19 protein-coding genes are annotated in these 13,626 nt (G+C 67.7%); 9 read left to right on the plus strand and 10 right to left on the minus strand.

Annotated elements, in window-relative coordinates; all coding sequences use genetic code 11:
• Positions 1-296: 296 nt before the first annotated feature.
• Complete coding sequence (locus tag ACP7AB_RS02475; protein ID WP_425987627.1) at positions 297-815, minus strand: DUF1465 family protein; 519 nt, start codon at positions 813-815, stop codon at positions 297-299.
• 132 nt (positions 816-947) lie between these two features.
• Positions 948-1,190, minus strand: coding sequence for a DUF1192 domain-containing protein (locus tag ACP7AB_RS02480; RefSeq protein ID WP_425987348.1), 243 nt, complete (start codon positions 1,188-1,190; stop codon positions 948-950).
• Positions 1,191-1,231: 41 nt separating this feature from the next.
• Here ACP7AB_RS02480 and ACP7AB_RS02485 point away from each other — a divergent pair, with 41 nt between their 5' ends.
• On the plus strand, positions 1,232-2,203 hold the full coding sequence (locus ACP7AB_RS02485) for an NAD(P)H-quinone oxidoreductase (RefSeq protein ID WP_425987349.1): 972 nt from the start codon (positions 1,232-1,234) through the stop codon (positions 2,201-2,203).
• Between the two features lie 4 nt (positions 2,204-2,207).
• On the opposite strand, the gene ACP7AB_RS02490 is transcribed toward ACP7AB_RS02485, so the two are convergent.
• Together ACP7AB_RS02490 and ACP7AB_RS02495 are read right to left on the minus strand one after the other, a co-directional pair.
• Entirely contained in the window at positions 2,208-2,909 is a 702-nt protein-coding gene (locus ACP7AB_RS02490) for a beta/gamma crystallin-related protein (protein WP_425987350.1), read from the minus strand.
• Between the two features lie 101 nt (positions 2,910-3,010).
• The gene (locus tag ACP7AB_RS02495) at positions 3,011-3,571 is read right to left on the minus strand and encodes a beta/gamma crystallin-related protein (protein WP_425987351.1); all 561 of its coding nucleotides are present in this window, start codon (positions 3,569-3,571) and stop codon (positions 3,011-3,013) included.
• A gap of 199 nt (positions 3,572-3,770) precedes the next feature.
• Here ACP7AB_RS02495 and ACP7AB_RS02500 point away from each other — a divergent pair, with 199 nt between their 5' ends.
• Positions 3,771-4,436, plus strand: a complete 666-nt coding sequence (locus ACP7AB_RS02500; protein ID WP_425987352.1) for a DUF1013 domain-containing protein — start codon at positions 3,771-3,773, stop codon at positions 4,434-4,436.
• A gap of 272 nt (positions 4,437-4,708) precedes the next feature.
• Here the strand turns inward: ACP7AB_RS02500 and ACP7AB_RS02505 are convergent, their stop codons facing one another.
• Entirely contained in the window at positions 4,709-4,882 is a 174-nt protein-coding gene (locus tag ACP7AB_RS02505; protein WP_303695499.1) for a YdcH family protein, read from the minus strand.
• Between the two features lie 138 nt (positions 4,883-5,020).
• Here ACP7AB_RS02505 and ACP7AB_RS02510 point away from each other — a divergent pair, with 138 nt between their 5' ends.
• From ACP7AB_RS02510 to ACP7AB_RS02520, 3 genes are read left to right on the plus strand one after another with little or no spacing between them, the layout of a single operon-like run.
• A complete protein-coding gene (locus tag ACP7AB_RS02510) occupies positions 5,021-5,623 on the plus strand; it encodes a UbiX family flavin prenyltransferase (protein WP_425987353.1) in 603 nt (200 codons plus the stop codon).
• Positions 5,620-6,090 (plus strand): TIGR02444 family protein, encoded by a 471-nt coding sequence (locus ACP7AB_RS02515; RefSeq protein WP_425987354.1) that lies wholly within the window; start codon positions 5,620-5,622, stop codon positions 6,088-6,090. Before ACP7AB_RS02510 ends, ACP7AB_RS02515 begins: the two co-directional genes overlap by 4 nt.
• Before the next feature lie 39 nt (positions 6,091-6,129).
• Positions 6,130-6,354, plus strand: a complete 225-nt coding sequence (locus tag ACP7AB_RS02520) for a YdcH family protein (RefSeq protein WP_425987355.1) — start codon at positions 6,130-6,132, stop codon at positions 6,352-6,354.
• A 187-nt stretch (positions 6,355-6,541) separates the two neighbouring features.
• On the opposite strand, the gene ACP7AB_RS02525 is transcribed toward ACP7AB_RS02520, so the two are convergent.
• A complete protein-coding gene (locus tag ACP7AB_RS02525) occupies positions 6,542-7,129 on the minus strand; it encodes a GGDEF domain-containing protein (protein WP_425987356.1) in 588 nt (195 codons plus the stop codon).
• Between the two features lie 123 nt (positions 7,130-7,252).
• Between ACP7AB_RS02525 and purE the strand changes: the two genes are divergently transcribed.
• The 3 genes from purE to ACP7AB_RS02540 are packed head-to-tail and all read left to right on the plus strand — an operon-like array spanning position 7,253 to position 9,111.
• On the plus strand, positions 7,253-7,744 hold the full coding sequence (gene purE / locus ACP7AB_RS02530) for a 5-(carboxyamino)imidazole ribonucleotide mutase (RefSeq protein WP_425987357.1): 492 nt from the start codon (positions 7,253-7,255) through the stop codon (positions 7,742-7,744).
• Positions 7,745-8,848 carry a 5-(carboxyamino)imidazole ribonucleotide synthase gene (locus ACP7AB_RS02535; RefSeq protein ID WP_425987358.1) on the plus strand — a complete coding sequence of 368 codons (1,104 nt, stop codon included), beginning with the start codon at positions 7,745-7,747 and terminating at the stop codon, positions 8,846-8,848.
• 35 nt (positions 8,849-8,883) lie between these two features.
• Positions 8,884-9,111, plus strand: a complete 228-nt coding sequence (locus ACP7AB_RS02540; RefSeq protein WP_425987359.1) for a hypothetical protein — start codon at positions 8,884-8,886, stop codon at positions 9,109-9,111.
• On the opposite strand, the gene ACP7AB_RS02545 is transcribed toward ACP7AB_RS02540, so the two are convergent.
• Positions 9,108-9,773: a COQ9 family protein gene (locus ACP7AB_RS02545; protein ID WP_425987360.1), complete on the minus strand. Its 666-nt coding sequence runs from the start codon at positions 9,771-9,773 to the stop codon at positions 9,108-9,110. The genes ACP7AB_RS02540 and ACP7AB_RS02545 overlap by 4 nt on opposite strands.
• Positions 9,774-9,958: 185 nt before the next feature.
• Between ACP7AB_RS02545 and rpsU the strand changes: the two genes are divergently transcribed.
• On the plus strand, positions 9,959-10,198 hold the full coding sequence (gene rpsU, locus ACP7AB_RS02550; protein ID WP_298161710.1) for a 30S ribosomal protein S21: 240 nt from the start codon (positions 9,959-9,961) through the stop codon (positions 10,196-10,198).
• A 233-nt stretch (positions 10,199-10,431) separates the two neighbouring features.
• Here rpsU and ACP7AB_RS02555 read toward each other — a convergent pair whose 3' ends face one another.
• The 3 genes from ACP7AB_RS02555 to ACP7AB_RS02565 all read right to left on the minus strand — a co-directional run bounded on the left by ACP7AB_RS02555 (position 10,432) and on the right by ACP7AB_RS02565 (position 13,500).
• A complete protein-coding gene (locus ACP7AB_RS02555) occupies positions 10,432-11,817 on the minus strand; it encodes an ABC transporter permease (protein WP_425987361.1) in 1,386 nt (461 codons plus the stop codon).
• Positions 11,814-12,779 (minus strand): ABC transporter ATP-binding protein, encoded by a 966-nt coding sequence (locus ACP7AB_RS02560; protein WP_425987362.1) that lies wholly within the window; start codon positions 12,777-12,779, stop codon positions 11,814-11,816. Before ACP7AB_RS02560 ends, ACP7AB_RS02555 begins: the two co-directional genes overlap by 4 nt.
• Positions 12,780-12,891: 112 nt before the next feature.
• Positions 12,892-13,500 (minus strand): M23 family metallopeptidase, encoded by a 609-nt coding sequence (locus ACP7AB_RS02565; RefSeq protein WP_425987363.1) that lies wholly within the window; start codon positions 13,498-13,500, stop codon positions 12,892-12,894.
• Positions 13,501-13,626 lie beyond the last annotated feature (126 nt).

Here is a 13,626-nt window from a genome sequence, read left to right on the forward strand (position 1 = left end):
CGGCTTTTCCCTCCCCCTCGGGGGAGGGCAGATCGCGAAGTGATCGGGTGGGAAGGGCAAGGCGACATGGCGATCATCGCCAAGGCTCGCGAAATGCGAAAGGCAATGACGCCGGCCGAGGCCAGGCTGTGGGTGGCCCGAGCAGGGTTGTTGACCCTGCGATACGGAAATCTTCTGGTCCGGGATCGCCTGGATGAGATCAGGGCGGAGGTGCGTGCGGTTTGCCTTGCCCGCCCCACCCGGTCTCCGCTTCGCTCCGACTACCCTCCCCCGCAGGGGGAGGGAGAACTTTAGTCCTACCCCCTGAACGCCGCTTCCAGCAGGCCCATCTGACTCAGCACAGGGTTCGCGTCCGGTTCGGGCGCGTCGTCGAGGTACATCCGCTTGTCCAGATACAGGACGCGGTCATGCAGTTTCTCGGCGCGGACCAGGTATTCGACCAGGGCGATCGGCATCTCCGGGTGGCTCGCCTCGGCCTCGATCTTGCGTTCGTTGAGGCGATAGCGCGGCTCGCAGGCGGCCTCCGGCGCCATGTCGCCCTCGCGCACGGCGCGTTGCACCAGCAGCCATGACGCGACCTGCATCAGCCGCGTCGTCAACTTCATGCTCTCGGCGGCATAGGCCAGGGCGGCCGAACGCGACAGCAGCTTGGAGTCCCGGCGTCCGTCGCCGTCCAGATAGGCGGCCGTCTCCTCGACCAGCTCCATGCCGTCCTGGAAGGTGCGCTCGAACAGTTCGGACCGGGCGAAGTCGCGGATCTCCCCGGCGCGTGACGCCGTGGACCCGGTACCCGGCGCGGAATTCTCGTTGCCCATCAACTCAACCATACTCATCGTGATCCGCAGCGTCCGCTGGTCCATCGGCCCGGAACGGCGCCGCACAGGTTTCGCCTGCAACCGGCATGCCACGAAAAAGGGGGCCACGGAAAGCCGCCACGCGAAACCGCATCAGTTGCCGAAGTTGAACAGGGCGTCGGCGGCGGACTTCTTGGCCGTCTTGCCGGCGATGGCACCGCGCGCCCGCGCGATCTCGGCGTCCAGCGCCTCGATGCGTTCGCCCAGCTCCTCGACCGAATAGAGGTCCAGGTCGTCGCGACTCAAGGCCGCCACGGACGCTCCGCGTTGCGGACGCGGTTCAAGATCCTCGAACGTCATCGTCGCCTCCTTGGCCAGAACCCCGAAGAAGCCCATTTACGCTCCCGGACACGGACGATTGCAAGGCTTGGACGGATATGCGGGTGATCGAGATTGACGGCGGCTCAGGTCCCGCAGAGGCCCTGCGCCTCTCCGAACGCCCCGATCCCCAGGCGGGACCGGGTGAAATCCGCATCCGCGTGCGCGCCGCCGGGGTCAATCGCCCGGACCTGCTCCAGCGCAACGGCGGCTACCCTCCCCCGCCGGGCGCTTCCGACATCATGGGGCTGGAGGTCGCGGGCGAGGTCGATGAGGTCGGATATGAGGTCACCCGCTGGCGGGCCGGGGACCGGGTCTGCGCCCTGCTCGGCGGCGGAGGCTATGCGGACTATGCTGTTGTCGACGCCCGCCACGCCCTGCCGATCCCGGACGCCCTCGACTTCATCCAGGCCGCGGCCCTGCCCGAGACCGTCTTCACCGTCTACGCCAATGTGTTCGAGGTCGGCGCCCTGAAGGCCGGCGAGACCCTGCTGGTCCACGGCGCGACATCCGGCATCGGCGTCACGGCGATCCAGATGGCCCGGGCGGCGGGCGCGCGCGTCATCGCCACCTCCCGGGGCGCAGCGAAGACGGCGGCGGCGCTCGATCTCGGGGCCGACGTCAGCCTGGACGCCTCGGCCGGAGACCTGGAATCCGCGATCCGGGACGCGGGCGGCGCGGACGTCATCCTCGACATGGTCGGCGCGGCCTATGCCGAGGTCAATCTGAATGCCTTGAAGGCCGGCGGCCGCTGGGTCGTGATCGCCACGTTGAGCGGGGCGCTCGCCCAGGTCGATCTGATGCGGATCATGATGAAACAGGCGACCCTGACCGGATCGACCCTTCGTCGCCGTCCGGCCGACGAAAAGGCCCGACTGGCGGCGGCGATCGAGGCCAAGGTCTGGCCCTGGGTCGTCTCGGGCCTCGTGCGCCCGCCGGTCGAGGCGACCTTCCCCCTGGCCGAAACGAAACTCGCCCACCTCCGGCTGGAGGCGGGCGAGCATGTCGGCAAGATCGTGCTGACGGTCTAGATCGCTACCAGCGACCGCCCCCGCGAGCCGGACGCATCGACGAGATGCGGTCGTTGACGGTCGTATAGTTCAGATTGCGAGTGCTGGAGGTGATCACCTGGCACTGGCCGCGGAAATAGGCGTCGGTGCAGACTTCCCAGGCGCCGTTGAGCTCCATCGAGCTGATCTGATCGTTGAGACCCGAGCGACCCAGATCGGCGATCTCGCTACGGAACGTCTGCGAATAGCCGCGGTAGTTGCTGTCGGCGTAGACGGTGATGCTCGTGCGGCCGTTGTTGCCGCCCCAGCCGCCGCCGTTATTGCCGCCATTGCCCCAACCGCCGCCATTGTTGCCACCGTTGTTGCCGCCGTTGTTGCCGCCGTTGCCCCAACCGCCGTTGTTGTTGCCGCCACCGTTGTTGTTGCCGCCGCCACTGCCGCGCTCGTAGTCGCCGCGCACATTGCCGCAGACCAGCAGCCCGTCATTGTTGGCGATGTCGAAGGCGGAGCAGCGCGCCAGTTCGATCGAGGTGCCGCGGACATTGCCACGCATGTCCCGGCAGTCGGCGTAGAGACGGCCCTGGTTGACGTAGGATCCGCTGCAGCTGTCTGCGAAACTGCCGCGCGGCGCGACACGCTGGGCGCCATCGTCCATCGACGGCGCGCGTTCCTGGGCGCCGCCGGCCAGCACGGCCAGAGCTGCGAGAGATGTGAGTGCGATAGACATAGGCTTCCTCCAAATGATCCCTAAGGACGCTGAACGCGTCCGATGTCACACTGTTCAACATCCAGCATGAACCGAACCTGTATGGCTCCGCTTGCCTTAGCTTAACGTAGCGGTCGGAGCGACAGGATGACGTTGTCGAAACCTACATCATTGAGGTTGCTCACCTGACCGGCGAAGCTCTGGCATTGGCCACGATAATTGGCCCCGGAGCAGGCCTGCCACCCGCCGGTCAAACGCATCGAACTGATTTGATTATTCAGGCCCGAGGCGGTCAGGTTGGGCTGGGCTGTCGTGTAGGTTCGGGAATAGCCGACGAAATTGATGTCCCTGTAGATTGTCACCGAGACGGTCGGCGTCGGCGGGCGTGCGGCGGCGGCGCTCGTTTCGAGCCGCCCCGCCGTGCCCCCGCACGTCAGTGTTCCGTTGATGTTGGCGACGTCCACGCCCGTGCAGGACGTCAGCGGGATCGATGACCTTACGAAGGCGCCCGAGGTGTTGCGGCAGTTGGAGAACAACCGGCCGCTGAGCACATAGGACGCGGCGCAGGTCTGGGAAAAACTGCCTTGCGGCACGGCGCTCGCCTGGGCCTGGAGCGTCGCCGGCGCGGCGACGAGGCCGGCGCCCACAACAGCCGCCGCGGACAGCAATGTGATGATTCTCATGGTCTCCCCCGGGGATGACGCCGGCCGCACAGTCTGGCCGAGCGACGATATGTAAACCCGTGATCGATCACCAGCCAGCGACGTTTTCTTTTGCGCCGAAACGGCCTATATCGAAATCATCAGCGCCCGGCCGAAAGGTCGGGCGCCGTCGTATCCAGAGCCCGCGATCGCCGGGCCCCTCATTTCCGGGACTGCCCCCATGACCGACATCCTGATGCCCAAGGCCACCGCGGTCTGGCTTGTGGACAACACTTCGCTCACCTTCGAACAGATCGCCGACTTCTGCGGCCTGCATCCGCTGGAAGTGCGCGGCATTGCCGACGGCGACGTGGCCCGCGACATCCGGGGCGTCGATCCCATCACCGGCGGCCAGCTGGGCCGTGAGGAACTCGACAAGGCCCAGAGCGACGAGACCTACCGCATGAAGGCGATCGTCAGCCGTCACGCCGAACTGATGAAGGCCCACAAGCCCGCGCCGAAATACACCCCGGTCTCGCGCCGCCAGGACCGTCCGGACGCCATCATGTGGTTCGTCAAGAACCACCCCGAGGTCACCGACGCCCAGATCGCCAAACTGCTCGGCACCACCAAGTCGACGATCGACAGCGTGCGTAACCGCACGCACTGGAACAGCCCCCAGATCAAGCCGGTCGACCCGGTGACCCTGGGTCTCGTCGGTCAGCTGGTGCTGGACGACCTGGTCTCCAGGGCCGCCGAGAAGAAGAACCGCGACGACGCCAAGAAGGGCGGCGCCGCCCTCCAGCCCATCGAGGCCGAACCCGCCGAGCCGGAGTTCGTCCCCGAAGAACGCGAACGCCGCACGGCCGAACCGACCGCCGCGTCGGTGTTCGGCACCAACGACTGATCAACGCGTCTCCTCCCCGTTTGCCGCTTGGCGAATGGGGAGGTGGATGCGAGCCCTTCGCGAGCAGACGGAGGGGTTCTTCGTGCACATAGAAAGACCCCCTCCGTCTCTCCGCTTCGCTCCGAGCCACCTCCCCACGCCTGCGGCGCAGGGAGGAGACAGCTTTCTGCGCTCAAGCAGCGAGACGCCGCGCGTCGAGCGATAGCGCCACAAAAAAGTACGGCCCCGGAATCGCTCCCGGGGCCGTTGGCTTTTCTGGCGGAGACCGGGGGCTAGCCTGCCCTGGCCTCCAGACTGGTTATTTCTTCCTTGAGCCGGAGCTTCCTTCGCTTGAGCTCCCTGACCTGCAGCGGATCCACGGAGGGCCTGCCTACCTCCTGCCGGATGGTGTCATCCAGCTGACGGTGACGATTTCCCAGTTCGCGGATACGAGCTTCGATGGTCATGGCTTGCGCCTCCATGTCTAAGGGACCACACAATGAGCGCCTGGATTTGCCGCCTGTGAAATCACGGTTCAGTGACGTCAACGGAACGCAAAATTTCTCCGGGCACGGCCCAGCCTGGCCCCCAACCTGGACCATGATGTGAACGTAGCGGTACGGAACCCGCCGACCCGGCTGGTGGTCGGAATCTCCGGCGCGTCGGGGGTCGTCTATGGCGCCAGGGTGCTGGATGCGCTGAACGACCTGGGCGTCGAAAGCCATCTGGTGGTCACCCGCGCCGCATTGCTCACATTGTCGCAGGAGACCGATCTCAGGCCTGACGACCTGACCGCCAAGGCCACCGTCCTCCACAAGCTCAACGATGTCGGAGCCTCCATCGCCTCGGGCTCGTTCAGGTCGCTGGGCATGATCGTCGCCCCCTGCTCGGTGCGGACCATGAGCGAGATCGCCACCGGCGTGACCTCGACCCTGCTGACCCGCGCCGCCGATGTGGTGCTGAAGGAGCGCCGCCCCCTCGTTCTGATGGTGCGCGAGACGCCCTTCCACCTCGGCCACCTGCGCACCATGACAGCCCTGACCGAGATGGGCGCGACCATCGCCCCGCCCCTGCCCGCCTTCTACTCCAAACCCGCCTCCATCGCGGAGATGGTCGACCAGTCCGTCGGCCGCGCGCTGGACCTGTTCGGTCTCGACTGGGCTCCGGTGAAACGCTGGGAGGGGCTGAAGGGCCCCGTAACGGAGTGAGCGACCCTTTCTGGGACTGGGCTTTGAAAGCCTACGCTGCGCCCGGCGTGCAGGAGGCCTGCCTGCAGCTTCAGGACGGAACCGGCCAGAACGTCCCCTTGTTGCTCTGGGCCGGCTGGACCGCCGCGACGGGCCGCGTGCTCGACGAGGACGCCATCGAGGGCGCCTGCGACTGCGCCCGCGCCTGGGACGCCGCAGCCGTCACGCCGCTGCGCACCCTTCGCCGCACGCTCAGGAACACCAACCCCGATATCGACAATGCTGCGCGCGAGAGTCTCCGGGAGGCCGTGAAGGTCGTCGAACTGGCCGCCGAACGCCATCTGATGGCCGGACTGGAGGCCCTGGCGCCCTCACCTACGGGCCCGCCCCGCCCCGCCATCGACGCGTTGGCCGCCGTCGCCCGCGTCTGGAGCCGGGTCGTGCCGCGCCCGGCGCTGACGACGCTCGCCGAATGCCTTCCGGCCTGACCCGGCCTCGGCTATAAGCCCGCCTTCGCGGGGACCGGCATGAACGACGACCAACCCTTTCTGACCGACGACGAGATCGCCCTGCACGCCCAGGTCAGGGAATTGCGGCTGGAGCACGCCGACCTCGAAGCCTCGATCGACGCCTTGTCGCACATGCCGATTCCGGACCAGCTCCTGATCGCCCGCCTGAAGCGCAAGAAGCTGTCGCTGCGCGACGAGATCGTGAAGATCGAAAGCCGCATCCTGCCGGACATCATCGCCTGATCCCTTCCCTTCTCCCATCGGGAGAGGGAAATCCGTTGGACTCTATGAGTCCAAAAAAGTGCAAACAGAGTTTTGCGAATTCAATGGATTGCACTCTTTGGACCCGGTTTTTTCAGAGTCCAATCTGCGGAGCGCGCAGCCTTCGGCTCTGCTTGCGCAAACCCGGATAAGTCGTTGTAATTAAGTATTATCGTCCTCGCTTGCGGACCCACATCGCGGCGTCGGCCTCGGCCAGCCAGGTCTCGACGTCCGCCTGGCCGGCGAAGGCCCGCACCCCGAACGATCCGCCCAGCGACGCGGCGGCGCCCTCCCAGCGGAACTCGGCCTCTTCCAGCGCCTGCTTCAGACCCGCCGCCTTCTCGCGCCCTGCCTCAAGACCGGAGTTCAGCAGCAGCACGCCGAACTCGTCCCCGCCCAGCCGGCCGACCGCGTCCGTCGCCCGCACATTCTCCAACAGCAGCTCGGCGACCCGCACCAGGGCGGCATCCCCCGCTGCATGGCCGAGCGAGTCGTTGACCGCCTTGAACCCGTCGAGATCCAGATACAGCAGCACCGCCGGCACCTTGTAGCGGCTGCAGTAGGCCATGGTCCGCACCATCGCCGCCGCGAAGCCGCGTCGGTTCAGCACCGGGGTCAGCACGTCGTGTTCCGCCGCAGCCTCGGCCGCCTCGGCGCGCGCGGTCAGGGCCGCCACCTCGGCGCGCAGCCGGGCGATCTCGGCCCCAGGGTCCAGGCCCGGGTCGGCGATCTCATCGATGTTCGGCGCGTCGGTCACGTCGAGAAGCCACTCCGGGCGCGACTCAATACGGGCGCCTCCTGCGCCCAAGCTAACGACCTTGGTTGCGGGCGCAACGCGCGTGCTGTAACCGGCCGCTTTCCTCGCAAGGCTCACTGACGCATGGCGACGACGACCCCCCCGGTGGCGATCATCATGGGCAGCCGCTCGGACTGGCCCACCATGAAGCACGCGGCCGACATGCTCGACCGGCTGGGGGTCGCCTGGGACGCCCGCGTCGTCTCGGCCCACCGCACGCCGCAACGCCTGTTCGACTTCGCCAACGGGGCCAGGGCGGCCGGTTTCAAGGTCATCATCGCCGGCGCCGGCGGGGCCGCCCACCTGCCCGGCATGGCCGCCTCGATGACGCCGCTGCCCGTGCTGGGCGTGCCGGTCCAGTCGAAGGCGCTGAAGGGCCTCGATAGCCTCCTCTCCATCGTCCAGATGCCCGGCGGCGTCCCGGTCGCCACCCTGGCCATCGGCGACGCCGGCGCAAAGAACGCCGGCATCCTCGCCGCCCAGATCCTGGCCTTGGCGGACGACGCTCTGGCCGCCCGCCTCGACGCCTTCCGCGAAGCCCAGACCGAGTCGGTCCACGAGACGGTCGAAGACTGAGTGCCCGTTCCGTCTGAAACAGCCCTGCCCGCCCCTCTCGCGCCCGGCTCGACCATCGGCATCCTCGGCGGCGGCCAGCTGGGCCGGATGCTGTCGCAGGCCGCCTCGCGCCTTGGCTTCGACGTGGTCATCCTCGATCCCGAAGAGAACAGCCCCGCCGGTCGCGTCTCGCGCGGACAGATCGTCGCCGCCTATGACGACCCGACGGCCCTGACCGTCTTCGGTCGCGTCTGCGACGTCGTCACCTTCGAGTTCGAGAACGTCCCCGCCGCCTCGGTCGAGCGTCTGGCCGAGGCCGGCGCCCTCGTCGCCCCCGGCCCCACCGCCCTCGCCGTGGCCCAGGACCGGGTCGATGAAAAGACCTTCCTCAACGCCGTCGGGGCCACGACGGTCGCGTTCGCCCCCGTCGACAGCCTCGACGACCTGACCGCCGCGCTCGAGACCCTCGGCACGCCCGCCCTGCTCAAGACCCGCCGCGACGGCTACGACGGCAAGGGCCAGGTCTGGATCAAGTCTCCGAAACAGGCCGAGGCCGCCCTGGCCGAACTCGGCGGCCGTCCCGCCATCCTCGAGGCCAGGGCCGCCTTCACCCGCGAACTGTCGATCATCGCCGCCCGCGGCCGTGACGGTTCGGTCGTCGTCTATCCCCTGGGCGAGAACAGGCATTCAGGCGGCGTCCTGCGCACCACCAACGCCCCGGCGAAGATCGACACCAGGACCAAGAAGCGCGCCAAGGCCATCGCCGCCGCCATCCTCGACGGCCTCGCCTACGTCGGCGTCATCGGCATCGAGCTGTTCGACCTCGGCAACGGCCGACTGCTGGTCAACGAGATCGCCCCCCGCGTCCACAACACCGGCCACTGGACCCAGGACGGCTGCGTCTGCGACCAGTTCGAACAGCACATCCGCGCCGTCGCCGGCTGGCCCCTCGGCCCGACCAAGGCCCACGCCCGCGTCGAGATGACCAACCTGCTCGGCGACGAGGTCGAGCAGTGGTCGAAACTGGCGGCCAAGCCCGACCAGCGCCTCCATCTCTACGGCAAGGCCGAGGCCCGCCCCGGCCGCAAGATGGCGCACGTCAACAAGGTGCGACCTCTGGCCTGACTTACGCCGCACCGGCGGTATGCGAAGGTAGGGTCATGAATCTGCAGGCGCTCATTCCCATCCTGTTCCTCGGCCTCGCCGCCGTCCTCTTCATGACGCCGGAGATCCGGAAGCACCGCATGGCCAAGGTCGGAGCAGCCGTGGCGCTGCTGGGCGTGCTTGTCGTGATCTCGTATAATTTCGGCACGCAGGCAGGCCGCGACGCCGCGTTGCGTGACAACCGGGCCGACGCCCGCGCTGCCGCCGAAGCCGCGAAACTCTAGCTCCGCTGCGGATACCGCAACCGGCTCAACATCTCCGTGACCCGACGCACCGGCGCGTCGAAGTCCTTGCCCGCCTTCCACTTCTCGAAGGCCATGACGTTCTCGATCCGGGCGGCGACGAAGGCGTCGGCGGCATCCTTGCCGTCGAACAGGCGCAGTGTCATCGCCGGGATCAATATGCCCGACAGGATGGTCCGCTTCGAATAGTGGTTCCAGTCGGTCGCCGTATCCCCGGCCCAGCGCCACAACCGGTCCGCCGTCGCCCAGGTCAGGCTCAGCACCAGGTCGGCATTGGTCGGCAGGGCCATAAAGCCCGCCGCCCGCTTCTCGGCTTCCGGATGCGCCATCGCGACCTCCAGCCGCGTCTCCAGGGCCCGGGCGATTCGCTCGCGGATCTTCAGTGCGGCGGGATCACCCAGCGCCGCCAGGCCCTGATCGTCATGCCGCCGCCACAAGAGGACCGCCAGATCGCGCGCGCCGTTAGGCAGCAACAGCTCCTGATCGCCTTCGCTCAAGCCCTGCGCCTCGCAGGCCGCACGCACCATCCGCCCGTTCCAGCCCAGCCGTGGAGCCAGACGCAGCGCCGAATCGAGCACCGACTGCTCCATCCGATCGGCCCAGTCGCCTTCGGGCGCATTCGACAGCTGCGGGGTATCGGTCATCTGTCTATGATACGCCTGTCCCAGCGGGATCGCGAGCGTCACGGAAGCGCCGCGACGATCTGGACAGAGGGCGGGGCTTGGTGTATCCGCACGCCTTCGCTCGCCGGGCTGTCGCCCGCGAGAACCGATTTTATTTGTCTGCCCGCCTCTCAAGGACGCGGCGGGCAGCCAAAGGAGAGTTCAACCTGGTACAGATTTTCGTTCGCGATAATAACGTCGATCAAGCGCTAAAAGCCCTCAAGAAGAAGATGCAACGCGAAGGCAGCTTCCGTGAAATGAAGCGCCACGTGCACTACGAGAAGCCCTCGGAGAAGCGCGCCCGCCAGAAGGCCGAGGCCGTTCGTCGCGCCCGCAAACTGGCCCGCAAGCGCATGCAGCGCGAAGGCCTGCTGCCGCCTCCGAAGCCCCGGGTCCCGCGCGCCTAAGGCCGCGACCGGAGTTCAAGATTTCAAAGGCCGTCCCGGGAAACCGGGGCGGCCTTTTTGATTGTGGTTCGACAGTCTCCCTCCCCGTATGGGGAGGGTGGTCGGAGCGCAACGGAGACCGGGTGGGGGCGGCAAGGCAAACCTCACGGGCCTCTGTCTGGATCGCTCTGCCGCCCCCACCCCGTCGCTACGCGACGCCCCTCCCCCGCAGGGGGAGGGAGAGTTCCGGGGCCCTACCTTCCCCCGCCGCTGATCGCCTGGCCGAAGCTCTTCCAGCTCAGCTTCACGTCCGACAGCGCCCCCGCCCGGAACGCCCGCCCGGCCAGCCACACCATCAGCAGGGCCACCGCGAACATCCCCGCCATCGTGCCGATGATCTCGATCAGCGGCGGCCCCGACGGCGCCCGCGCGCTCATCAGGAAGGGCGTGAAGAACGGCACCCAGGACAGGAACTTCACGGCCGGCGCATCCGGGTTCACCAGCGCCATCTGGACGACCAGCAAGGGCACCACCAGCACCATCATGATCGGCCCCATCAGGGTCTGGGCGTCGCGCGGCGTCTCGCAGAAGGCGCCGATGGCCGCAAACAGCACCGCGTACATCAGATAGCCGCCGACGATATAGCCGATGAAGTAGAAGATCAGCCCGTCGGTCATCAGCACCGAGGCCACATCCGCCGCGACGGACGGCGCCGCTGTGATCAGCCCTACGGCCCCGATCCCGCCCCAGACGACCAGCACCGACAGGGTCAGCATCGCGACCCCCAGCACCTTGCCGGTCAGGATCTCCGTCGCCGAGGCCGACGACAGCAGGACCTCGAGGATCTTGTTCGACTTCTCCTCCATCACGCTGTTCAGCAGGATCGAGGCGCCGGTGATGATCAGCGACCACAGGATGAAGCTGAAGGCCAGGCCGATGATCCCGGGCAGGCGGTCCTTGAACGACACCTCCCCTCCCCCCGCCGAACGCGGCGAGAAGACGTTGATCTCGGGCCGGAAGGCGTCGACCCGCTCGACCACGGCCGCGTCGATGCCGGCCTCGCGCAGGACGGTGTCGCGGTTCTCGTCGCGCAGGGCCCGCCGCACGAATTCCTCGACCGTGTCGTCGGTCGCCCGCGCGGCCCAGACACGGGCTGCCGGCCCCTCAGGCGTGCGGGTCAGGAAGACGACGGCGTCCAGCCGCTGCGCCTTCGGCGTCTCGTCGGTCAGATAGCGGCGCACCACGACCTCCTGGGCCGCGCCGGTCTCCGCACCCGCCAGATCGCCGGGGGCGTCGACAAACCGAATGCGCGACCGGGTGATGGAGGCGATCGCGCTCTCCGCCGCACCGGGAGGCGCCCCGGACGATGCCGCGGCCTTCTCGGCGGCTTCACGGGCGCGTTCCGCCTGTCGTTCGGCGTCGGCGGCCAGAGCGCCCTTCACAGCGGCGGCCAGACCGGTCGGGGCAGGGCCCTCTTCAATCAGGACGACGGCGCGCACGGGATCGGCGCCGCGCATCAGCAGCGGCACGGCGCCGCCGAGCACGGCGAACAGGGGGAAGGCCAGCAAGGACAGCCAGAACCCGACCGTCTTGGCGTAGGCGAGGAACTCGCGCTGGGCGATCAGCAGGATGCGGTTCATTGGCTCACCTCCGATTTGGCGGCAGGTCGGGCCACGCTCTGATCCTGATCCGGATGGTCGCCGGTCAGGTCGATGAAGGCGTCATGCAGGGTCGGTTCCTTCAGTTCGAACCGGCGCACGTCCAGGCCGCTGATGAAGGCGGTCTTCAGCGCCTCCTGACCACCGGCGCCACTGGCGAGGGCGCCCTTCAGCACCCTCACGCCGCCGTTGTCCGACACGACCTCGACGCCGGTCACGCCCGGCAGGGCCGCCACGGCCTCGGGGGTGATCTCGCCTTCCAGCTCCAGGAACCGGCGCGAAGTCGCCCGCGCCTCGGTCACCGTGCCGTCGAAGGCCTTGCGGCCCCGCGCCATCAGCACGACCTGGTCACACAGCCGCTCCGCGTGCTGCATCACATGGGTCGAGAACAGGACGGTCGCCCCATTGGCGGCCAGATCGCGGATCACCGCCTCCAGCCCCTGCTGATTGACGGGATCGAGGCCGCTGAACGGCTCGTCCAGGATCACGAACTCGGGCCGATGCACGACCGAGGCGATCAGCTGGACCTTCTGGGCCATCCCCTTGGACAGCTCTTTCATCTTCTTCTTCTGCGAGGCGCCGAGGCCCTGGGCCTCCAGCATCTCACGGGCGCGGCGCTTGCCTTCACGCGTCGGCAGCCCCTTCAGCGAGCCGAAGAAGGCGATCGCCTCCACCGGCGTCATCTTCTTGTAGAGACCGCGTTCCTCCGGGAGGAAGCCGATCCGGTCGCGCACCTTGCGCCCGTCGGACGCGCCAAGGATATCGATCGTGCCCGCGGAGGCCGCCTGAAGCCCCAGGATCATGCGGATGGTCGAGGTCTTGCCCGCGCCGTTGGGGCCCAGGAAGCCGCAGATGGCGCCCTTCCGGACCTGAAAACTCAGGTCCTTCACCGCCTGAAAGTCGCCGTAGCGCTTGCTCACGCCTTCGAGCGTCAAGGCCGCCATATTCATCCCCTGGTCGATTACGGACCTAGAGGTAGCAAAGGACACTTTACATTGGAACCGTAATCGACGTCGCGACCGTTACGCCCCGGTCACGAAAATAGCGGTGTCGAAATCAGTCGGCGACCACGACCTGAAATGTCTCACCGACGACACGGGACGGGTTCACCTGCGACCCGCCGCGACGCACTTCGAAATGCAGGTGCGGGCCGGTCGAATAGCCTGTCGACCCGACGAGACCGATCCGCTCGCCGGCCAGCACCCGGTCGCCCGATGCGACATCGATCCGCGACAGGTGGGCGTACATCGTCGTCATGCCGTTAGGGTGGCGCATCTCGATGAAGTTGCCGTACCCTTCGGGCTGATGACCAATGCGGACGATTTCTCCCTCGGCGGCAGAATAGACCGAAGTGCCCTGGGGCGCGGCGATATCCACGCCCTTGTGCATCCGGGCGCCCGGCTCGCCGCCCAACCGGCGCATGCCGAAACGGGAGTTGATGGCGAAGCCGCGCACCGGCTCCTCGAAGGTCATCGGTCGGGTCAGCGGCCCGGCGGGCTCGGCCACGGCGGTCACCGGAGGCCGCTCCGGCAGGGCGAAGATCTGGTCGCGGGGTTCCCGCTCGGCGGGCGCCATGGCCATGGCCAGAATGGCGACCCCGATCAGGGCGAGGGTCTGGCCGGAGTGGGTCACAAAGGCACGGGCGGTCGGAAACAGTCGGCGCATGAAGTCGTCGGCTCGGTGGCGCTTTTGCGAAAGCAGTGGAGGCCAGAGGGCGCGGGTCCGGGACCGGCACACGCTTTGGCGAGCGCCGGTATTAACAATTCATGGGGCGACTTTGGGGCGCGGGTG

The organism is Brevundimonas sp. TWP3-1-2b1 (assembly GCF_049896165.1).
GTDB classification, from domain to species: Bacteria; Pseudomonadota; Alphaproteobacteria; order Caulobacterales; family Caulobacteraceae; genus Brevundimonas; species Brevundimonas subvibrioides_B.